Source organism: Kitasatospora sp. NPDC088783, from assembly GCF_044750705.1.
GTDB lineage: Bacteria > Actinomycetota > Actinomycetes > Streptomycetales > Streptomycetaceae > Kitasatospora > Kitasatospora fiedleri.
In genome coordinates this window covers 776,318-796,105 of record NZ_JBIVKJ010000003.1, presented here as the reverse complement: position 1 = coordinate 796,105, position 19,788 = coordinate 776,318, and the positions used below count along the sequence as shown (strand labels likewise).

The 19,788-nt window shown below is 74.8% G+C and carries 20 protein-coding genes; 12 read left to right on the top strand and 8 right to left on the bottom strand.

The window, feature by feature from the left end; translation table 11 throughout:
- Position 1 precedes the first annotated feature (1 nt).
- Entirely contained in the window at positions 2-1,183 is a 1,182-nt protein-coding gene (locus tag ACIP60_RS12125; RefSeq protein ID WP_400682528.1) for an alpha/beta hydrolase, read from the bottom strand.
- A gap of 391 nt (positions 1,184-1,574) precedes the next feature.
- On the opposite strand from ACIP60_RS12125, the gene ACIP60_RS12120 reads away from it, so the two are divergent.
- From ACIP60_RS12120 to ACIP60_RS12090, 7 genes are all read left to right on the top strand, one after another.
- A complete protein-coding gene (locus tag ACIP60_RS12120) occupies positions 1,575-3,419 on the top strand; it encodes a phosphatidylglycerol lysyltransferase domain-containing protein (RefSeq protein WP_400682525.1) in 1,845 nt (614 codons plus the stop codon).
- A gap of 137 nt (positions 3,420-3,556) precedes the next feature.
- A complete protein-coding gene (gene folP / locus ACIP60_RS12115; protein WP_400682523.1) occupies positions 3,557-4,423 on the top strand; it encodes a dihydropteroate synthase in 867 nt (288 codons plus the stop codon).
- A gap of 2 nt (positions 4,424-4,425) precedes the next feature.
- A complete protein-coding gene (locus ACIP60_RS12110) occupies positions 4,426-4,926 on the top strand; it encodes a nuclear transport factor 2 family protein (protein ID WP_100836831.1) in 501 nt (166 codons plus the stop codon).
- Between the two features lie 164 nt (positions 4,927-5,090).
- Positions 5,091-5,450 carry a dihydroneopterin aldolase gene (gene folB, locus ACIP60_RS12105; RefSeq protein ID WP_100838542.1) on the top strand — a complete coding sequence of 120 codons (360 nt, stop codon included), beginning with the start codon at positions 5,091-5,093 and terminating at the stop codon, positions 5,448-5,450.
- 35 nt (positions 5,451-5,485) lie between these two features.
- Positions 5,486-6,085 (top strand): 2-amino-4-hydroxy-6-hydroxymethyldihydropteridine diphosphokinase, encoded by a 600-nt coding sequence (gene folK, locus ACIP60_RS12100; RefSeq protein WP_111554808.1) that lies wholly within the window; start codon positions 5,486-5,488, stop codon positions 6,083-6,085.
- Between the two features lie 122 nt (positions 6,086-6,207).
- Positions 6,208-6,705 carry a DUF3180 domain-containing protein gene (locus ACIP60_RS12095; protein WP_400682520.1) on the top strand — a complete coding sequence of 166 codons (498 nt, stop codon included), beginning with the start codon at positions 6,208-6,210 and terminating at the stop codon, positions 6,703-6,705.
- A gap of 104 nt (positions 6,706-6,809) precedes the next feature.
- Positions 6,810-7,814 carry a hypothetical protein gene (locus ACIP60_RS12090; protein ID WP_400682519.1) on the top strand — a complete coding sequence of 335 codons (1,005 nt, stop codon included), beginning with the start codon at positions 6,810-6,812 and terminating at the stop codon, positions 7,812-7,814.
- A gap of 64 nt (positions 7,815-7,878) precedes the next feature.
- Here the strand turns inward: ACIP60_RS12090 and ACIP60_RS12085 are convergent, their stop codons facing one another.
- The gene (locus ACIP60_RS12085) at positions 7,879-8,454 is read right to left on the bottom strand and encodes a TerD family protein (protein WP_400682518.1); all 576 of its coding nucleotides are present in this window, start codon (positions 8,452-8,454) and stop codon (positions 7,879-7,881) included.
- Between the two features lie 112 nt (positions 8,455-8,566).
- Complete coding sequence (locus ACIP60_RS12080) at positions 8,567-9,058, bottom strand: hypothetical protein (protein ID WP_100838541.1); 492 nt, start codon at positions 9,056-9,058, stop codon at positions 8,567-8,569.
- A gap of 62 nt (positions 9,059-9,120) precedes the next feature.
- Between ACIP60_RS12080 and arfB the strand changes: the two genes are divergently transcribed.
- Entirely contained in the window at positions 9,121-9,549 is a 429-nt protein-coding gene (arfB, locus tag ACIP60_RS12075) for an alternative ribosome rescue aminoacyl-tRNA hydrolase ArfB (protein WP_100836825.1), read from the top strand.
- A 7-nt stretch (positions 9,550-9,556) separates the two neighbouring features.
- Here arfB and ACIP60_RS12070 read toward each other — a convergent pair whose 3' ends face one another.
- Positions 9,557-10,108 (bottom strand): flavin reductase family protein, encoded by a 552-nt coding sequence (locus ACIP60_RS12070; RefSeq protein ID WP_400682517.1) that lies wholly within the window; start codon positions 10,106-10,108, stop codon positions 9,557-9,559.
- Positions 10,109-10,331: 223 nt separating this feature from the next.
- On the opposite strand from ACIP60_RS12070, the gene ACIP60_RS12065 reads away from it, so the two are divergent.
- Together ACIP60_RS12065 and ACIP60_RS12060 are read left to right on the top strand one after the other, a co-directional pair.
- Positions 10,332-12,119, top strand: coding sequence for a diguanylate cyclase domain-containing protein (locus ACIP60_RS12065; protein ID WP_400682516.1), 1,788 nt, complete (start codon positions 10,332-10,334; stop codon positions 12,117-12,119).
- A 77-nt stretch (positions 12,120-12,196) separates the two neighbouring features.
- Positions 12,197-13,171: a hypothetical protein gene (locus ACIP60_RS12060; protein ID WP_400682514.1), complete on the top strand. Its 975-nt coding sequence runs from the start codon at positions 12,197-12,199 to the stop codon at positions 13,169-13,171.
- A 46-nt stretch (positions 13,172-13,217) separates the two neighbouring features.
- On the opposite strand, the gene ACIP60_RS12055 is transcribed toward ACIP60_RS12060, so the two are convergent.
- The 4 genes from ACIP60_RS12055 to ACIP60_RS12040 form a co-directional block, all read right to left on the bottom strand.
- The gene (locus tag ACIP60_RS12055; RefSeq protein ID WP_400682513.1) at positions 13,218-14,072 is read right to left on the bottom strand and encodes a ketose-bisphosphate aldolase; all 855 of its coding nucleotides are present in this window, start codon (positions 14,070-14,072) and stop codon (positions 13,218-13,220) included.
- Between the two features lie 94 nt (positions 14,073-14,166).
- Complete coding sequence (nagA, locus tag ACIP60_RS12050; protein ID WP_400682512.1) at positions 14,167-15,342, bottom strand: N-acetylglucosamine-6-phosphate deacetylase; 1,176 nt, start codon at positions 15,340-15,342, stop codon at positions 14,167-14,169.
- On the bottom strand, positions 15,339-16,271 hold the full coding sequence (locus ACIP60_RS12045; protein WP_400682511.1) for an ROK family protein: 933 nt from the start codon (positions 16,269-16,271) through the stop codon (positions 15,339-15,341). Before ACIP60_RS12045 ends, nagA begins: the two co-directional genes overlap by 4 nt.
- A gap of 179 nt (positions 16,272-16,450) precedes the next feature.
- Positions 16,451-17,374, bottom strand: coding sequence for an SIS domain-containing protein (locus tag ACIP60_RS12040; RefSeq protein ID WP_400682509.1), 924 nt, complete (start codon positions 17,372-17,374; stop codon positions 16,451-16,453).
- Positions 17,375-17,542: 168 nt separating this feature from the next.
- On the opposite strand from ACIP60_RS12040, the gene ACIP60_RS12035 reads away from it, so the two are divergent.
- Positions 17,543-18,331: a DeoR/GlpR family DNA-binding transcription regulator gene (locus ACIP60_RS12035; protein ID WP_400682508.1), complete on the top strand. Its 789-nt coding sequence runs from the start codon at positions 17,543-17,545 to the stop codon at positions 18,329-18,331.
- A 184-nt stretch (positions 18,332-18,515) separates the two neighbouring features.
- Complete coding sequence (locus tag ACIP60_RS12030; protein WP_400682507.1) at positions 18,516-19,778, top strand: extracellular solute-binding protein; 1,263 nt, start codon at positions 18,516-18,518, stop codon at positions 19,776-19,778.
- The last annotated feature ends 10 nt before the right edge of the window (positions 19,779-19,788 follow it).

Here is a 19,788-nt window from a genome sequence, read left to right as displayed (position 1 = left end):
CTCAGGAGTGCGGCTCGCGGTCCGGCGGCGGGTCGAGGTGGTCGCCCAGCCACTCCAGGGTGGCGGGCAGCTCGCGCCGCCAGGTCTCGAAGGAGTGCCCGCCGTCGGGCAGGAAGATCGAGTCCACCTTCAGCTCGGGGTGGGCCGCGGCCACCTGCCGGGCCGCGGCCAGGAACCGCTCGGTGGCCGCGAAGTCGGCCTCGGCCCGGGTGGAGACCAGCAGCAGGTCGGCCCGCGGCGCGGGCAGGTTCCTCAGCCGCCAGGTCAGGTCGGACCGCCGGGCGGCGTCCTGGTCGCCGCGGAACAGGTCGCCGTCCGTCCAGCGGTCGTTCGGGACGGTGTAGTCGGCGTGCATCCCGGCCGCGGTCCGGAACGTGCCGGGGTGCCGCATCGCCAGCCGCAGCGCGCAGGACCCGCCGGTGGAGTAGCCGAACACGCCCCAGGAGTCCGCCGAGCGGCTGACCCGGTACGCGGAGCGGACCGCCGCCGGGACGTCCTCGGCGAACCAGGTCTCCGCCTTCGGCCCGCCCGGGACGTCCACGCACTCGGTGTTGCGCGGCGGGGCCACGGTCGGACGGGCCATCACGATCACGGTCGGCGCCAGCTTCCCGGCGCGCTGCAGCTCGGCGGCGGTCCGCGGCAGCCGCAGCCCCTCGACCAGGTGCAGCGAGGGCCCGGGGTAGCCGGCCAGGGCGAGCAGCACCGGGAAGCGCTCGCGGACGTAGCGCGGGTTGAAGTACTCCGGCGGCAGGTAGACGAAGACCTGGTCGGACAGGCCGGAGGCGGGGCCGGTGATCCGCACCGAGTCGACCCGGCCGACCTCCTCCGGCGGCCCGGCGGGCAGCACCTCCTTGACGGTCTCCAGCCCGCCCTCGTCGGTGGGCCGCACCAGCTGCCCGGTCTCCGGCGCGGCGCCCGGCACCTGCGCGGCGACCGGCGCGAGCGCCGCGGCGCCGGGGTGCAGCAGGTCGTTCCAGGAGCTGTAGAAGCCGTAGGCGTTGTTCACCGACAGCAGCAGCACCCCCAGGACGGCCAGTTGGGTGACCGACAGCAGGGCGAGCCGGCCGAGCACCGGCAGCGGGCGCTGCCGGGCCAGCCGGGGCCACAGCCACAGGGTGCCGAGCAGGGCGGCCGCGGCCGCCGCGGTCAGCGCGTACACCAACGTCCGGCTGGTCAGCTCCATGCCTTCCGGTCCCTCCTCGACTCCCGCCCCGCCATCGTCATCTGACGGACCGTCGGAAGCGATTCGGGGTACGCTGACCGGGCGTCGGATGCCCGTGCGAATACGTGCCGCGGGTGGGGGAACCGCCGCACTGGGCCGCGGCGTCCATCGGGATGCCGGACGCGCCGAACCGCCGGACAGGCGGTCACGGGTGCGGTCGGGCCGGGGCGCCGTGTCCCCCGGACCGATGAGCGCAACCGTTCGAACCGGGCCCCCGGCGAGCGGACCCGAACCTCCCGTGGACCGCGCTTGACGTGCGGATTGCCAGAAAAAGGAACAGTCATGAGAGTCCATCACGCCCCGGCTCCCGGAGTGCGCGCCCAGCGCCCCGGTGCCTCTAGGCTGAGTTTCCATGAGCGCTCCCGTGTCCGCTGAGACGACCCCCGACGCACCCCGCCCGCGCGGTCTGCGGGCGCTCCGCAACCAGGCCGCCGCGGTGCCGCGGGCCTGGCTGCCGGGGGCGGTCGGGTACGCCTGCCTGGCCATCGGCCTGATCGACATCGCCTGCGCGGTCTCCCCCAGGCTGCGGTTCACCAGGGTGCACACCGTGGTCGGCCAGCTGCCCGGCGGCACCACCACGCTGGCCGCCGCCGGCACCCTGATGGTCGGCGTGCTGCTGGTGCTGCTGGCGCACGCGCTGCGCCGCCGCAAGGCGCGGGCCTGGCGGGCGGTGTGCGCGCTGCTGCCGGTCGGCGCGGCGCTGCACCTGCTGCGCTGGCACCAGTTCGGGCAGGCCGCGATCTCGCTGGCGCTGCTCGCGGTGATGCTGGTGCACCGGCGCGAGTTCTACGCCAAGGCCGACCCGCGCACCCGCTGGCGCGCGGTGCTCAACTTCGCCGTGCTCGGCGTCGTCTCGGTGCTGCTCGGCCTGGTCGTGGTCTCGGTCCGCTGGAAGGCGGAGATCGGCGACCCGTCGCTGTTCCAGCGGCTGGAGCAGGTCGGCTACGGCCTGTTCGGCTTCGGCGGCCCGATCCACTACACCTCCGACCGGATCGCCGACCTGGTCGGCTACTCGCTCGGCGCGCTCGGCCTGGTCACCGCCCTCACCACCGCGTACCTGGCGCTGCGCCCGGAGAAGCCCGAGCCCGAGCTCACCCCCGAGGACGAGCTGCGGGTCCGCGAGCTGCTGGCCCGGCACGGCCGGCGCGACTCGCTCGGCTACTTCGCGCTGCGCCGCGACAAGAGCGTGCTGTTCTCGCCGACCGGCAAGGCCGCGATCTCCTACCGGGTGGTCTCCGGCGTGATGCTGGCCTCCGGCGACCCGGTCGGCGACGTCGAGGCGTGGCCCGGCGCGATCAAGGTCTTCATGACGACCGCCCGCGAGCACGCCTGGGTGCCCGCCGTGATGGGCTGCTCCGAGGTCGGCGGCGAGGTGTGGACCCGGGAGGCCGGGCTGGACGCGCTCGAACTCGGCGACGAGGCGATCGTCGACACCGCCTCCTTCTCGCTCTCCGGCCGCGCGATGCGCAACGTCCGCCAGATGGTCAAGCGGATCGAGCGCAACGGCTACTCCTGCAAGGTCCGCCGGGTCGGCGACCTCACCCTCGACGAGAAGCGGCAGATCGGCGACGCGGCGGCCCGCTGGCGCGGCACCGACACCGAGCGCGGCTTCTCCATGGCGCTCGGCCGGTTCGGCGACGCCGGGGACGACGACTGCGTGGTCGTCACCGCGCACAAGGCCCCCGAGGAGGGGGAGGCGGGCGCCGACGCCGCCGACGACCTGAAGGCGGTGCTGCACTTCGTCCCGTGGGGCGAGGACGGCATCTCGCTGGAGCTGATGCGCCGCGACCGGGAGGCCGACCCCGGCCTCAACGAGCTGCTGATCGTCGCCGCCCTCCAGGAGGTCGGGGCGATGGGCGTGCGGCGGGTCTCGCTGAACTTCGCGATGTTCCGCTCGGCGCTCGCCCGCGGCGAGCGGATCGGGGCGGGCCCGGTGCTGCGGGCCTGGCGCGGGCTGCTGGTGTTCCTCTCGCGCTGGTTCCAGATCGAGTCGCTGTACAAGTTCAACGCGAAGTTCCAGCCGAGCTGGGAGCCGCGCTTCCTGGTCTACCCGCACACCCGGGACCTGCCGCGGATCGGCTTCGCCGCGATGCAGGCGGAGGCGTTCATCACCCTCGGCATGCCGCGCTTCGGCCGCAAGCGGCAGCGCCAGAGCCTGACGGCGGAGCCCGCGGCGCAGTTGGGCAGGGCCGCGTAGGCGCGCGGCGGGGTCGCGGGGCGGGCGGCGGCCCGCCGCCTCCTCGCGACCCCGCGGCGGGCGCCGGGCCGGTCGCGCGGTTCCCCGCGCCCCCGTCGGCCCCGCCCGGGGGAGTCGTTCCACCCGGTGCGTCGATAATGGGACGCATGAGCGAGAACGTCCCCGGTCTGCCCGTCCTTGAGCGCTGCGCGGTGATGGGAGTGGTCAACGTCACGCCGGACTCGTTCTCGGACGGGGGGCTGTGGCTGGACCCGGCGCGGGCGGTGGCGCACGGGCTGGACCTGGTGGCGCGCGGGGCGGACCTGGTGGACGTGGGCGGGGAGTCGACCCGGCCGGGTGCGGTGCGGGTGACCGAGGCGGAGGAGCTGCGCCGGGTGGTGCCGGTGGTCACCGAGCTGGCCCGGGCCGGGGCGGTGGTCTCGGTGGACACCATGCGGGCGGGCGTCGCCGCGGCGGCCCTCGCGGCGGGCGCCCGGCTGGTCAACGACGTGTCCGGCGGGCTCGCCGACCCGGAGATGGCCGGGGTGGTGGCCGACACCGGCGCGCCGTTCGTGGTGATGCACTGGCGCGGCCAGTCCGCGGACATGGACGCCCGCGCGGTGTACGGCGACGTGGTCGCGGACGTGGTGCGCGAGCTGACCGTCCGGGTGGAGGAGCTGCTGGCCGCGGGGGTGAAGGAGGAGCAGCTGATCCTCGACCCGGGCCTGGGGTTCGCCAAGACCGGCGCGCACAACTGGGCCCTGCTGGGCCGGCTGGACGCGCTGACGGCGATGGGACGGCCGGTGCTGGTGGCGGCTTCGCGCAAGCGCTTCCTGGGTACGCTGCTGGCCAACCCGGAAACCGGGGAGCTGCGCCCGGCGCGGCAGCGGGACGACGCCACGGCGGCGGTCTCGGTGCTGGCGGCGAGGGCGGGCGCCTGGGCGGTGCGGGTGCATGACGTGTCCGGCACGGCTGACGCCGTACGAGTCGTCGCGGCCTGGCAGCAGGCGGCGCAGAGGGGGTAGACGTGGCGGATGCAGTGAGTGGCGGCAACGACCGGGCGGCGGCGCCGGAGGCGGACGGGGAAGCGGTCCTGGCGGTCAACCAGGCGCTGTACGAGGCGCTGGAGAACGGCGACCTGGAGGCCGTCGAGGCGATCTGGCTGGGGCCGGACGAGGCGGACGACAAGAGCGGGGTGTTCTGCGTCCACCCGGGGTGGCCGGCGCTGATCGGCCGGGCCCAGGTGACCCGCTCGTACATGCTGATCATGGCGAACACCGAGTACATCCAGTTCTTCCTGACCGACGTCGAGGTGGACGTGCAGGGCGACGTGGCCCTGGTGACCTGCACGGAGAACATCCTGTCCGGCGGCGAGCCGGAGGAGGAGGGCGAGCTGGGGCCGCTGGTGGGCGGCAAGGTGGTGTCGACGAACCTGTTCCGGCGGACGCCGGCGGGCTGGAAGCTGTGGTCGCACCACGGCTCGCCGGTGCTCACCAGCGGGGACGACGAGGACGACGAGGACGAGTAGCGCCGCGGCGTCAAGGGCCGCGGCGGCCGGTCCGATCGGGTGGGCGGACGGGGAGGCGGTCCCGGGCGGTCGGTGCTCGAAGGTAGATTCGAGGGGCGGCGGGCGACGGTGCCCGCCGTTCCCCGCCCCGGCGGGGCCGTCAGCTGGGAGCAGTGATTCTTTTGCTGGACCGCGTCACCCTGCGCGGGCTCCGTGCCCGGGGCCACCACGGCGTCTTCGAACGGGAGCGGGTCGAGGGGCAGACCTTCGTGGTCGACCTGACGCTGTTCCTCGACACCCGGCCGGCCGCCGCGGGCGACGACCTGACCCGCACCGCCCACTACGGCGTGATCGCGGAGGAGGTCACCGCGGTGATCGCGGGCGACCCGGTCGACCTGATCGAGACGCTGGCCCAGCGGATCGCCGACCAGTGCCTGCGCCACGAGGTGGTCGAGGAGGTCGAGGTCACCGTGCACAAGCCGGACGCCCCGATCACCGTCCCGTTCGACGACGTCACCATCACGATCCGCCGGGGCCGCGCCTGACCGCGCCCGGTGGAGCCCGAGCAGAGGGAACTCCATTGGCCACGACCGACCCGACCGCCACGCCGACCACGTTCGACCTGCAGGGCAGGGTGGACCGCGTGGAGTCCACCCTGCACGACTCCCGCACCGCCGCCGTCGCGCTCGGCAGCAACCTGGGCAACCGCCTGGAGACCCTCCAGGGCGCCGTCGACGCGCTGGCGGACACCCCGGGGGTGCGGGTGACCGCGCTGTCCGCGGTGTACGAGACGGACGCCGTCGGCGGCCCCGAGGACCAGCCGAGCTACTTCAACGCCGTCGCCGTGCTGCGCACCTCGCTGCCCCCGCGGGACCTGCTGGAGCGGGCCAACGCGGTGGAGGACGCGTTCGGCCGGGTCCGCACCGTCCACTGGGGCCCGCGCACCCTGGACGTCGACGTGCTCGCCTACGAGGGCGTCACCAGCGACGACCCGCACCTGACGCTGCCCCACCCGCGGGCGCACGAGCGGGCGTTCGTGCTGGCGCCCTGGCAGGACGCCGACCCGGCGGCCGAGGTACCGGGCCGCGGCCCGGTCGCCGAGCTGCTGGCGGGCCTGGGCGGGGCCGGGGCGCAGGGCGTGCGGCTCCGCGCCGACCTGCAGCTGCGGCTGCCCGAGTAGCCCGGTCGGCGCCCGGGAACTTCCGGGCGCACGCGGGCGTAGCTCCCTGCGGGTGCGGCCGGGCCGGTACGGTGGCCTGGTCGTGACCCCGCCGTCGTCCCACTGGAAGGAAGCCCGTCCGCGTGAAGCCGCTCCGTCTCCGTCTGCTGCTCGGCATCACCGCGATCACCGGGCTGCTGTCCTGGGGGGGCGCCCGGCTGTGGGACTCGCTGGACACGCTGCCCGGGGTGCCCGCCTACGCGCCGTACGTGCTGGCGGCGGTCGCCGTGGTGCTGCTGGCCGCGGCGCTCTCGCTGCGCTCGCGGCTCAAGGCGGTGCGCGAGCGGCAGCCCGGCGCCAAGGGCGTCGACCCGCTGCACGCGGCCCGGGCGCTGGTGCTGGGACAGGCCAGCGCGCTGGTGTCGGCGGTGGTGACCGGGATCTACGCGGGCGTCGGGGTGTTCCTGCTCGGCTCGCTGGACATCGCGGCCCGCCGGACGCAGGCGGCCACCGCGCTGTTCGCGGTGCTCGCCGGGGCGGCGGTGATCGCGGTGGCGCTGTGGCTGCAGCACATCTGCGAGCTGCCCGACGACCACGACGACCCCGAGCACCCGCGCGGGACGGCCGCCTCCCCGCACTGACGGTCCGTCACCGGGCCGTCGCCGTCCGTGGTTCTCGCGGACTGTCAAGGCCCGAATGGGGGGCGAGGCTGACAGCGCCGTGATTCGCACGCTAGTTTCTAGCCATGTCTCGCGGACGCCACCGTCATTCCTCCGTCCTCGGCCGGCTGCTGCCGCCGGTCGCCTCCGGTGTGCTCGTGGTCGCGGCGCTGGCCGCGCTGGTGGCCAGTCCGGATCAGGTGGTGGCCCGCTCGGTGGGCGTCGCCGCGGTCGTCGCGGTGGTCGGCCTGGCCCTGGTGCTGCGCCAGCGCGACCGGGCCGCCCGGACCTCCGCCCAGCTGGCCGTGGTGCGCCGGATGCGGGCCGAGGAGCGCTACGAGGAGCAGATCGCCGAGGCCGAGTACGCGGCCGAGGTCGCCGAGGAGCGCGCCACCCGGTTCGGACGGCGGCTGACCGCGGAGAAGTCCCGGCTGGCCAAGGCCGAGACCGAGATCGCCCGGCTGCTGCGCGAGCGCGCCGTGATGGTCGCCGAGCAGGCCCTGAAGGAGGCCGAGGCGGCCCGCGAGGCCGTGGAGGCCGCCCGCCCCAAGCACCCCGTCACGCCCGCCTCCTACGTCCGCGCGCAGGCCGCGCTGCGGCACCTGGAGCGGCAGGCGGCGGTCGCCGAGGCGCGCCGCGCGGTGGACGAGCGGGCCCAGGTCGAGCTGCGCCCGAAGATGCCGGAGCCGGTGCCGGCGGCCGCGGCCGCCGCGCTGCGCCCGGTCGGCCCGGCGCTGCCCGGGCCGGAGCAGCGCCCGGCCGTCCCCGCGCCGCAGCGCCCGCGGGCCACGGCGTTCAGCTTCTTCGGCCGCCCCGGCGCGGCCCGGGCCGCGCTGCGCTCCGGCGCCGCGGCCCCCGCGGTCGGCGACCTGGCGGACGTGGTGGGCGACGAGGCGCTGGCCGACAGCGAGCGCTACGCGGTGACGGCCGGCGCCCCGGTGGACGCCGCGCAGCCGCCGCACCAGGCGGTGGAGCAGCCGCCGAGCCACCAGCACGCCGAGTCGGACACCGAGTCCGAGGTGGTCGACCTGACCGCGCACGACGAGACCGAGCTGCTGGAGCTGCCCGAGCTGCGGGCCGGCCGCTCCTGACCGCGCCCCACCACGCGAACGGCCCCCGGAGGATTCCGGGGGCCGTTCGCGTGGTGGCGCCGGGTCAGACGTTGACGCCGAAGTCCTGGGCGATGCCGACCAGGCCGGAGGCGTAGCCCTGGCCGATGGCGCGGAACTTCCACTCGTCGCCGTTGCGGTACAGCTCGCCGAAGATCATCGCGGTCTCGGTGGCGGCGTCCTCGGAGAGGTCGTAGCGGGCGATCTCGGTGCCGCCGGCCTGGTTGAGCACCCGGATGTAGGCGTTGCGGACCTGGCCGAAGCTCTGGCCGCGGTTGATGCCGTCGTAGATGGTCACCGGGAAGACGATCTTGGTGACGTCGGCGGGCAGCGCGGCCAGGTTGACGTTGATCGACTCGTCGTCGCCCGCGCCCTCGCCGGTGCGGTTGTCGCCGGTGTGCACGACGCTGCTGTCCGGGGTGCTGGTGTTGTTGAAGAACACGAAGTGCCGGTCCGAGTAGACCTTGCCTTCGCCGTTCAGGACGATCGCGCTGGCGTCCAGGTCGAACTCGGCGCCGGTGGTGGTGCGCACGTCCCAGCCGAGGCCGACGGTGACCGCGGTCAGGCCGGGGGCCTCCTTGGTCAGCGAGACGTTGCCACCCTTGGAGAGGCTCACGGGCATGGTCTGTGGTGTCCCTTCGGTCGGTTTTGCCCAGAGAACGCCGGACGGGCCGCGATTGGTTCCACCGGTTGGTGGACGGACGGTTCTCCCCCGGACGGCGTTCGGGCCGTGATCAGATTCTCGGGTAACGGCCCTGGACGGTCCAGACGTTCGGGTTGTCGGCGAGCCCCTCGTGCAGCTCGGTCAGGTCGGCCAGCACGTCCTGCAGGAAGTCCCGGGCCTCGCGGCGCAGTTCGGCGTGCCGGACCACCAGCGGCTCGTCCTCGGGGCGCCAGGTCGCGGTGATCTCCACCCAGCCGAACCGGCGGGCGAAGCGCAGCAGTTCGGTGTTCTGGGTGAAGTCCAGGTCCTCGGTGCGCACCCGGGCCTCCCGGCTGCCCCGCGGGTCCTGGTCGAGCCGCTCGGCGATGTCGCACACCGCCCAGGCGAAGTCCAGCACCGGCACCCAGCCCCAGCGGGTCTCCAGCCCGGCGCCCTCGTCCGTCTCCAGGTACACGTCGCCCGCGAACAGGTCGTGCCGCAGCGAGCGGACCGACGCGGTGCGGTAGTCGGTCTGCGGGGGGTCGGGGAGGCGGGTGGACAGCGAGTAGCCGAGCTCGATCACGCCCGCCATTGTGCCCGCTTAACCAGGTGACGGGGGCCGGGGGCGGGCGGGATGATGGGCGCATGACTGAGCCCGTGCGCGTACGGGGCTCGGTGGTCGTCCCCGACGCCGAGCTCGTCTGGCGCTTCTCGCGGTCCTCCGGCCCCGGCGGACAGCACGTGAACACCTCCGACTCCCGGGTCGAGCTGCGCTGGGACCTCGCCTCCTCCGACGCGCTGCCGGCGGTGTGGAAGGAGCGCGCCCTGGAGCGGCTGGCCTCCCGGCTGGTGGACGGGGTGCTGGTGGTCCGGGCCTCCGAGCACCGCTCGCAGTGGCGCAACCGGGAGGTGGCCGCGGCCCGGCTGGCCGCGCTGCTGGGGGAGGCCACCGCGCCGCCGCCGAAGGCCCGGCGGGCCACCAAGCCCAGCCGGGGCATGGTCGAGCGGCGGCTGGAGACCAAGCGGCACCGCTCGGGGCTCAAGCAGGGCCGGGGCCGGATCCGCCCGGAGTGACGGGACGTCAGCCCAGCTGCCGGTAGCCGCCGCGCAGGTACAGCAGCGGCCGTCCGGCCGGGGCCGGCACCTCGGCGGCCAGGACGCGGCCGAGCACCAGGGTGTGGTCGCCGGCCGCGATCCGCTGCTCGGTGCGGCACTCCACGGTGGCCAGCGCGCCGTCGATCAGCGGGGCGCCCGCGTGCGGGCCGCGGTGCCAGGCGGCGTCGGCGAACAGCAGCCGGTCGCTGAGCCGCCCCTTCATGGCGAACCGGGAGGCGAGCGCGCGGTGCTCCTCGCCGAGCAGCGACACCGCCCAGGTCTCGGCCCGGGCCAGCAGCTCGTCCATCCGGGAGTCGGTGCGGAGCGAGACCAGCACCAGCGGCGGCTCCAGCGACACCGACAGGAACGAGGTCGCGGTCATCCCCGCGTCCTCGTCGTCCTCGGGGTCGTGCACGGTCAGCAGCGAGACGCCCGCGGCGAGTTGGCCGAGGGCGGCCCGGAACTCCTCGGGGGCGGCGCCGGCCGCCGCGGGGGCGGGGGCCGCGGGGGCGGCGGGGGACTGCGGAGAGCTGTACACGTACCGCACGGTAGTCGCCGGTCGGGCGTGCCGGTATCGGGCCGTGGTCGTAGGTCCGCTCGGCCTTTGGTCGCCAACTCCTTGATCATTGTGTGATTTGAGTCACAGTCACCGGCTATTGCTGACCGAGCGTGCCTATCGCAGTGCTCGCTGTGATTCAGTTCTTCTGGCAATCGGACGACAACCTTTCAAGAACCATCCGAAGCAGCCGGGGAGCCCCCGCATGGAAGCCGAGTCGGAGCCCTACGTCCGCCTCGCGACCCTCCGCACCTTGCACCGGGTCGTGGCGGACCTCAACGCTGCCCGGAGCCTGGCGGGAACCCTGCAGGCGGTCGTCGAGGGCGCGGTCCACGGGCTCGGGTTCGACGCCGCCGCGGTCAGCCTGGTGCGCCCCGACGGCGACCTCGTGGTCGCCGCCGTCTGGGAGATCGAGGAGAACGCCTTCGGCGGCCCCACCGTCCTGCTCGGCCAGGTCGGCTCCCGCGAGTCCTGGGAGCGGATGCTCCAGGTCGCCGACCACTGGGGCACCCTGCGCTTCCTGCCGCACGACCGCGGCTGGGCGATCGCCACCGACGTCCCCACCTGGACCGGCGACGGCCCGATGCCCGTCTACGGCAACGACTGGCACCCCGCCGACGTGCTGCTCGCCCCGATGTACAGCGCCGGCGGCGACCTGCTCGGCATCCTCTCGGTGGACCGCCCGCGCAGCGGCAAGCGCCCCGGCGCCTGGACCCGCGAGGCGCTGGAGATGTTCTCCCTGCAGGCCTCCATAGCCATCGGCAACGCCCGGCTGCGGGCCGAGATGCAGCGCGCCCTGGCCCGGCTGGAGAAGGAGCAGCAGGCCCTGCGGGCCAGCGAGGAGTCCTTCCGGCAGGCCTTCGAGTACGCCCCCAGCGGGATGGCCATCACCGAGCTGCACGGCGACGCGATGGGCCAGCTCAGCCGGGTCAACGACGCCCTGTGCCGACTGCTCGGCCGTCCCCGCGCCGCCCTGCGCCAGCAGCGCTTCGTCGACCTGGTCCACCCCGACGACCTCGACCTGCTGCTGCGCACCAGCGCCGAGGGCGGCCGCGCCGAACTGCGGCTGGCCCGCCGGGACGGCGGCTACCAGTGGGTCTGCCTGCGCAACTCGGTGGTCGCCGACGCCGCCGAGGGCCCCAGCTTCCTGCTGACCCACGTCGAGGACATCGAGGACCGCAAGCGCCACGAGCTCCAGCTCGCCCACCGGGCCAGCCACGACGCGCTCACCGGCCTGCCGAACGGCGCCGAGCTGCGGGCCCGGCTGGCCCGCCGGCTCTGTCCGGTCGCCCCGACCCCGGCGATACCCGGCCAGGCACCGCCCCCCGACGCCCCCCACCAGCCCTCCCACGCCGCCGCGGACGGCCGCCCGGCCCCCGGGGCGCCCGACGCCCTCGCGCACGGCTACGCGGCCCCCGACGGGCCCCTGGAGCGCGACCTGGCCGCCTTCCCCGACGACCGGCCGCCGTACCCCGGCGCCCCCGCCCACCACGTGCACGCGGTGGTCCCCGCCGAGCAGCCCGCCGGCGACCTGTGGCACGGCCACCGCCGCGGCGCCCCCGCCGGCGAGCGCGGCCTGGCCGTCCTCTACTGCGACCTCGACGGGTTCAAGCTGGTCAACGACCGGCACGGGCACAACACCGGCGACGCCGTCCTGATCGAGATCGCCCGCCGCCTCCAGCAGGTCGTCCGGGAGGGCGACACGGTGGCCCGGATGAGCGGCGACGAGTTCGTCGTCCTGGCCGACAACATCGGCCGCGAGGAGGCCAAGGAGCTGGCCGGGCGGCTGCGCGGGGCGATCCTGCCGCCGATGCGGATCGACAACCGGGCGGTGCGGGTCGGCGTCAGCCTGGGCATCGGCTGGGCCGGGTGCGGCATGAGCATCGACGAGGTGCTGCACTCCGCGGACGAGCGGATGTACGACGAGAAGCGCACCCGCGGCGGCGCCGCCCGCGGCTCGCGCGGCGAGCGCTCGCACCGCCGGGCGGGCTGAACCGCTTCGCCCCCGCTCAGCCGGGCCAGGTAGGGTGCCCTGGGTACAGAGACCATCCAGCTCCAGGGGAGTCGACCGTGACCACGCCCGGTGACAACGGCGCACCGCCCGAAGACGCGGTCCAGGACGACCCCTTCGCGTACCTCTACCGCCCGGCGGAGGGCGAGCAGCCCGTCGCGGAGCGGCCCCGCAGCGGCTACAGCCGCCCGATGGAGGTCGGCCGCGCCAGCTACGGCGAGCGCCCCGTCCACCCGCAGGCCGGCCCCGCCGGGTACGGCCAGGCCCCCGGGCAGCCTGCCGGCCAGTTCCCCGGGTCGGAGCCCACCTCCGCGCTGCCCCAGCAGTCCCGCTACGCCGAGCGCTCCCGGCCCCGGCCCGGCGAGGAGAAGCCCGCGGGCCGCGGCAAGGCCGCGATCATCGGCGCCGTCGCGGTGGTCGCCGCGGTCGCCATCGGCGCGGGCGTCGCGCTCTCCACCGGCGACCCGGACGGCAAGCCCAAGTCCGGCGCCGCCGCCCAGTCCGCGCCCGCCGCCCCGTCCGGCGGCGTCACGGCCGCCGCGGGCAGCGCCGGCCCCTCGGCCGACTCCTCGCCCAGCACCACCGCGCTCTCCGGCGGGACGGACGTCGCCGACGCCGCCGGCATGAAGCTCGGCGGCGGCAGCACGGTCGCCGGGCAGGTCGCGGGCGCGAAGGCGGCCGGCGGCAAGTACGTCGACGGGCTCGGCACGGTGGGCGCCTCGGTCTCCTGGGACGTGAACGTGCCCGCCGCCGGCACCTTCCAGATCTGGCTGCGCTTCAACAACAGCGGCCCGAACGCCACCGCCACCGTCGCGGTGGACGGCAAGCCGACCTACACCCCGATAAAGCTCAACAACTACAGCCCCGGCCTGCCGCCGGAGAGCTCCTGGTACTCCTCCTGGGTCAGCGGCACCGTGGCCCAGCCCGGCCCGCACACCATCTCGGTGACCTGCCAGGCCGACAACCAGTGCGGCTTCCTGCTCGACCAGATCGCGGTCACCCCGAACGGCACCTCGAAGGTCCAGGGCTGGTAGCCCGTCCCGGCCGGGCGCGGTGCGTCCGGCCGGAACGGTGCGCGGGTCAGCGGCCGGCGACCACCCGGGCCAGGTGCTCGACGGTCCGGGCCATCGCGTCGCGGGCGGCGGCCAGGCCGGGCCGGGGGTCGGTGGCCCCGGGGTGGGCGGCCAGGTGGGCGCGGACGGCCGGGGTGTAGGCGAGGTTGAGCGCCGTCCCGATGTTGATCTTCACCATGCCGGCGGCGACCGCCTCGGCCAGGGCGTCGTCGGGCACCCCGGAACTGCCGTGCAGCACCAGCGGGACGGGGACGGCGGCGGCCAGGGCGCGGATCAGCGCGTGGTCCAGGGCGGCGGTCCGGGAGGTCATCGCGTGCGAGGAGCCGACCGCGACGGCCAGCGCGTCGACGCCGGTCTCGGCCACGTAGCGGGCGGCCTCGTCCGGGTCGGTGCGGGCGCCGGGGGCGTGCGCGCCGAGCGGGGGCTCGCCGTCCTTGCCGCCGACCCGGCCGAGTTCGGCCTCCACGTGCAGCCCGTGGCGGTGCGCCCAGGCGGTGGCCTCGGCGGTGGCCTTGACGTTCTCGTCGTGCGGCAGCGCGGAGGCGTCGAACATCGCGGAGGAGAACCCGGCGGCGGGGGCCGCGCGCAGCAGGTCGGCGTCCTCGACGTGGTCGAGGTGGAGCGAGACGGGGACGCGGGCGGCGGCGGCCACCTCGGCGCAGGCGCGGGCGATCGGCAGCAGCCGGCCGCCGCGGTGGGCGACGGCGTTCTGGCTGAGCTGGAGGACCACGGGCGTGGCCGCGGCCTCGGCGCCGGCGGCGATGGCCTCGGCGTGCTCCAGGGTGATCACGTTGAAGGCGGGCAGGCCGCGCCGGTCGGCGACGGCGGCGGCGAGCAGGTCGGAGGTGCGGGCGAGCGGCAAGGGGTGCTCCCGGTGGGGTGAGTAGCGAGGCGCAGGTTCCGCTGCTCACCCCCGTGACCGGGAGGACCGGGGCCGCCGGAGGGGCGGCGCCGGGTCAGGCCGGATTGCCGGCCCGGGCGAAGCGGTCCGCGCCGACGATCCACTCGCCGCGGCGCATCACCGCGACGAGTTCGTGACTGTCGGAGTCGAGGACGACCAGGTCGGCGTTCTTTCCGGCCTCCAGGGTGCCGATGGTGTCGCCCAGGCCGAGCAGCCGGGCGGGGACGGTGGACAGCGAGGTGACGGCCTGGTTCAGGGACAGGCCGAGGACGGTGACGGCGCGCCGGAAGGCGACGTCCAGGGTGAGGGTGGAGCCCGCGATGGAGCCGCCCTCGACCAGCCGGGCCACGCCGTCCTCGACCCGGACCTGGAGCGGGCCGAGCGGGTACAGGCCGTCGCCCATGCCGGCCGCGCCCATCGCGTCGGTGATCAGCGCGACGCGGTCGGCGCCGGCCGTGCCGTAGGCCAGCTCGACCACCGAGGGGTGGAGGTGGACGCCGTCGTTGACCAGCTCGACGGTGACCCGCTCGTCCTCCAGCAGGGCGACGATCGGGCCGGGGGCGCGGTGCTGGATGCCCGGCATCGCGTTGAACAGGTGGGTGGCGACGGTGGCGCCGGCGTCGATCGCCCGCAGGGTGACCTCGTAGTCGGAGTCGGTGTGGCCGACGGCGGCGATGATGCCGAGGTCGGACAGCATCCGCACCGACTCCAGGCCGCCGGGCAGCTCCGGGGCCAGGGTGAACATCTTCGTGTGGCCGCGGCCCGCGTCGGCGAGCTTGCGCACCAGCGCCGGGTCCGGGTCGCGCAGCAGGTCGGGGCGGTGGGCGCCGCACCGGTTGTGCGAGATGAACGGGCCCTCGAAGTGGATGCCGGCCAGGACGCCGTCCTCGACGAGTTCGGAGAGCACCGCCGCCTGGCGGCAGACCTCGTCGATCTCGCCGGTGACGGTGGAGGCCATCGTCGTGGTGGTGCCGTGCTCCAGGTGCGTGCGGGCGGCGGTGAGCGCCTCCTCGGCGATCCCGGAGGCGTACGAGGCGCCGCCGCCGCCGTGCACGTGCAGGTCGACGAAGCCGGGGACGACGGTGTACCCGGTGAGGTCGAGGTCGTCCGGTTCCGCCTCGCCGCCGAGGCCCGCGATGCGGGTGCCCCCGACGGAGAGCCGGCCGGCGTCGATCACGCCGCCGGGCAGGACCAGTCGGGCTCCGGCCAGTGCAGTACGGTCCGCGGTCACGCGGTCACCTCCATGGAGAGCAGATCCCAGGCGAGCAAGCCGGCGCCCAGGGACGCGGCGGTGTCTTTGAGCATGGCCGGAACGACCTCGGGGGGCATCTGGAAGGTCAGGCGCTCGGTCACCGCGGCGCGCAGCGGCGTGAAGAGCGTGTCGCCCGCCTCGGCCAGCCCGCCGCCGACGATCACCGTGGACGGGTCGAGCAGGCTCTGGGCCAGCACGATGCCGTCGGCGAGCGCGTCCACCGCCTCCTGCCAGACCTCGACCGCCCGCGGGTCGCCGGCGTCGACGGCGCTCGCGCAGGCGGCGGCGTCGGCCTCCGGGTCGCCGCTGGCGGCGGCCCAGGCCCGGGAGACCGCGGAGGCCGAGGCCAGGGTCTCCAGGCAGCCGCGGGCGCCGCAGCCGCACTGCGGGCCGCCGGGGCGGACCACCACGTGGCCGATCTCGCCGCCGTAGCCGTGGGCGCCGGCCTCGATGGTGCCGTGGATGCCGATCGCCCCGGCGATGCCGGTGCCCAGCGCGATGAACAGGAAGCGGTCGACCCCCCGCCCGGCGCCGATCCGGCCCTCGGCGAGGCCGCCGGAGCGGACGTCGTGGCCGAGGGCGACCGGGATGCCGCCGAGGCGCTCGCCGAGCAGCTTGCGCATCGGCAGGTCCCGCCAGCCGAGGTTGGCGGAGAAGACCGCGATCCCGTTCCCCTCGTCGATCGTCCCCGGCACGGCGACGCCCGCCGCGAGGGGGGCGGCACCGAACCGGGTGCGGCCCTCCCGCGCCAGGTCGGCGGCGAAGTCGAGGATGGTGGCGACGACGGCGTCGGGGCCGTGCTCCCGCCCGGTCGGTCGGCGTGCTTCGAACAGCACGGAGCCGTCCTGGGCGACCAGCGCGGCCTTCATGCCGGTGCCGCCTACATCGAGTGCGATGACGTGCTTCACGGGGGACAGTTTCCCTTGGCCGGGTCTAAGAGGTCTAGTCCAGTTGCTCGATTGCTCTGGTCCTGAGAGGTGAGGTTTATCGCTCTTTGCCGTCTCCTGGGGGGTTTGCGTGTCGGGGTCGTGACCCGCGGTGCGGTCGGCGGGGGCCGGGCCGGGGGTGCGCCGGGGCCGGGCCGGGGTCAGCCGAGCACGATCGAGCGGGTCAGGTTGCGCGGCTCGTCCGGGTTCAGGCCGCGGTGCCCGGCCAGCGCGACGGCCAGCCGGTGCACCCGGACCAGGTCGGCCAGCGGGTCCAGGCCGTCCGCTCCGGAGTCGGCCACCAGCCGGCCGCCGACCGCGCCGACCTCGTCCGCCAGGCCCGCGGGCAGCGCGCCGAACATCCAGGCGGCCCGGCCCGGGGCGGTGATCGAGATCGGGCCGTGCCGGTACTCCATCGCCGGGTACGCCTCGGTCCAGGCGAGCGCGGCCTCGCGCATCTTCAGCCCGGCCTCCTGGGCCAGGCCGTTGGTCCAGCCCGCGCCGAGGAAGGAGACCTGCTCCAGCTCCACCAGCTCCCGCGGCACCTGCCAGGCCACCGCCCGCTCGGCGTCCGCGGCGGCCCGGTCGACCGGGGCGACCCCGGCCGGGAGGGCGTCCTCGCACTCCAGGTGGGCCCGGAGCAGGGCCAGCACGGTGGTGGCGAAGCGGGTCTGCACCACCGAGCGCTCGTCGGCGAAGCCCAGGTCGACCAGGTGGTCGGCGGTCGCCGCCACCGGCTGGTCCACGCAGGCGGTGATCGCGGTGCTCGGCAGGCCGGTGGCGGCCAGCAGCCGCAGCACCTCGGTGGTGGTGCCGGAGCGGGTGATCGCCAGCACCCGGTCGTAGCGGCGCCGGTGCGGGAACTCGGAGGCGGCGAAGGCGTCGGTCTCGCCGTGGCCGCCGGCCTCGCGCAGGGCGGCGTACGCCTGGGCCATGAACCAGGAGGTGCCGCAGCCCACCACGGCCACCCGCTCGCCGCGCCGCGGCAGGCCGGCCGGGCCGCTCGCCGCCAGCGCCGCGGCGGCGCGCCAGTTCTCGGGCTGGGTGGCGATCTCTTCGTCGGTCAGGGACAGGTACTGCGACATGGGTGCGGACTCCTTCGGCGGCCGGCTGGACTGCGCATTGAGTGCGCAAAGCTGATTGATTTATAGCCGTTTCGAGCATGATTTTACAATGAGTGGGAGGGGGGCGAGGTGTGCAAAGCTTTCCCGACCGTGCGCGGAGCGTGCGGGCGAGTGCGGGAGGAGCGGACGGTGTCGAGGTACGAACGGTGGAACGCGCTACTGGAGTTGCTGGCCGAGCACGGCAAGCTGGACGTCGAGGAGGCGGCCGACGCGCTGGACGTCTCGGCCGCGACCATCCGCCGCGACCTCGACCAGCTGGCCCGCCAGCAGATGCTCACCCGTACCCGCGGCGGCGCGGTGGCGCACAGCGTCTCCTACGACCTGCCGCTGCGCTACAAGACCGCCCGCAACGCCGACGCCAAGCAGCGGATCGGCTCCCTGGTGGCCGGCCTGATCGCCCCCGGCGAGGTGGTCGGCCTCAACGGCGGCACCACCACCACCGAGGTGGCCCGGGCGCTGGCCGTCCGGCCCGACCTGGCCGAGCACCCCGAGGGCGGCCAGAGCCTCACCGTGGTCACCAACGCGCTCAACATCGCCAACGAGCTGACGGTCCGTCCGCAGGTGAAGATCGTGGTCACCGGCGGCGTCGCCCGCCCCCAGTCGTACGAGCTGATCGGCCCGCTGGCGGCCCAGGTGCTCGGCGAACTCGCCCTGGACACCGCGGTGCTGGGCGTGGACGGGCTCGACACCGAGCACGGCGCGACCGCCCACCACGAGGGCGAGGCGGCGGTCAACCGGCTGCTCGCCGAGCGGGCCCGGCGGGTGGTGGTGGCCGCCGACTCCTCCAAGCTGGGCCACCGCGCCTTCGCCCGGATCTGCGGGCTGGAGGCGGTCGACACCCTGGTCACCGACAGCCAGGTGCCGCAGGAGCTGGCGGACGCCTTCGCCGACGCCGGGATCGCCGTCCTGACGGCCTGAACGCCCGGGCGGCCCGCGCACGTCGGCGGCCCCGCCGTCCGGATACCGGACGGTGGGGGCACCGGCGTTGCGCGGGGCGCAACGGGATCTGACACTTCGATAACTTCCGTCCCTACAGGTCTGGACCACTGCGCGCGGTAGCTGCCAGGGTCGCCGCTGTCACCCTCCTGAAGGCGGTACCCCCGTGAAGCGATCAGCGCTGCTCCCCCTGCCCCTCGTCGGATGCCTGCTGCTGGCCGGCTGCGGCGTCCTGTCCGGCGGGGGCGACGTGACGCTCGACCTGGTCGCGGCCGACTACGGCACCGACGCCTCCAACAGCAGCAGCGTCTACTGGAACAAGGTGGCCCGGGACTTCGAGGCCGCCAACTCCGGCGTCAAGGTGCACGTCGACGTGGTCTCCTGGGACGACATCGACAAGCACGTCGCCGACCTGATCGCCAAGGGGAGGACCCCCGACATCGTGCAGACCGGCGGCTTCGCCGACCAGGTCGCCGCCGACCGGCTCTACCCCGTCGGCGACGTGCTCTCCATGGAGGCCCAGGCCAACCTGCTGAGCTCGTTCAGCAAGGCCGGCCAGGTGCTCGGCAGCCAGTACGGCATCCCGTTCATCTCCTCCAGCCGGGTGTTCGTCTACAACAAGACCATCTTCGAGAAGGCCGGCATCACCGCCCCGCCCGTCACCTGGGACGACCTGCGCAAGGACGCCGACCTGATCAAGAGCAAGGTCCCGGGCGTCACCCCCTACGCGCTGCCGCTCGGACCCGAGGAGGCCCAGGCCGAGTCGATGATCTGGACGATGAGCGGCGGCGGCGAACTCTCCGACAGCGTCGGCAACTACACCATCGACAGCCAGCAGAACCGCGACACCTTCAAGTGGCTGCGCACCAACCTGGTCGACCGGGGCCTGACCTACGACGACCCCGGCCAGGTCAACCGGAAGGACGCCTTCGCCGCCTTCGCCAAGGGCGAGGTCGCCATGCTCAACGGCCACCCCGGGCTGATCAAGGCCGCGACCGACGCCGGCGTCCAGTACGGCACCGCCGCGGTCCCGCGCCGGAGCAAGGAGGTCAAGGAGGTCGCCTTCGGCGTGGCCGACTGGCTGATGGCCTTCAAGGCCAACGGGCACCGGGCGGAGATCAAGAAGTTCCTGAACTTCACCCTCTCCAAGCAGAACACCCTGGCCTTCGACGAGGAGTACAACCTGCTCCCGGTCACCCAGGACACCCTCGACGACATGTCCGCCAACCCCGCCCACCAGGACCTCGCGCAGTTCCTGCAGAACCTGCCCACCGCCAGCTTCTACCCCTACGGCGACCCGTCCTGGGACAAGGTCAGCAGCATGATCAAGCAGCAGATGGGCAAGGCCGTGAAGTCCGGCGGCGAGCAGGTGCTCGGCGAGCTCCAGACCACCGCCGTCGCGGAGGCGGCCAAGGCCCGCCAGGGCTGACGGTCCCGGG

Bases quoted from the DNA above. Each gene is read 5' to 3' on its own strand.
- ACIP60_RS12125 (WP_400682528.1), bottom strand. From the start codon at position 1,183: ATGGAGCTGACCAGCCGGACGTTGGTGTACGCGCTGACCGCGGCGGCC.
- ACIP60_RS12065 (WP_400682516.1), top strand. From the start codon at position 10,332: ATGGAAGCCGAGTCGGAGCCCTACGTCCGCCTCGCGACCCTCCGCACC.
- ACIP60_RS12090 (WP_400682519.1), top strand. From the start codon at position 6,810: ATGTCTCGCGGACGCCACCGTCATTCCTCCGTCCTCGGCCGGCTGCTG.
- ACIP60_RS12085 (WP_400682518.1), bottom strand. From the start codon at position 8,454: ATGCCCGTGAGCCTCTCCAAGGGTGGCAACGTCTCGCTGACCAAGGAG.
- arfB (WP_100836825.1), top strand. From the start codon at position 9,121: ATGACTGAGCCCGTGCGCGTACGGGGCTCGGTGGTCGTCCCCGACGCC.
- ACIP60_RS12120 (WP_400682525.1), top strand. From the start codon at position 1,575: ATGAGCGCTCCCGTGTCCGCTGAGACGACCCCCGACGCACCCCGCCCG.
- ACIP60_RS12040 (WP_400682509.1), bottom strand. From the start codon at position 17,374: ATGTCGCAGTACCTGTCCCTGACCGACGAAGAGATCGCCACCCAGCCC.
- folP (WP_400682523.1), top strand. From the start codon at position 3,557: ATGGGACGCATGAGCGAGAACGTCCCCGGTCTGCCCGTCCTTGAGCGC.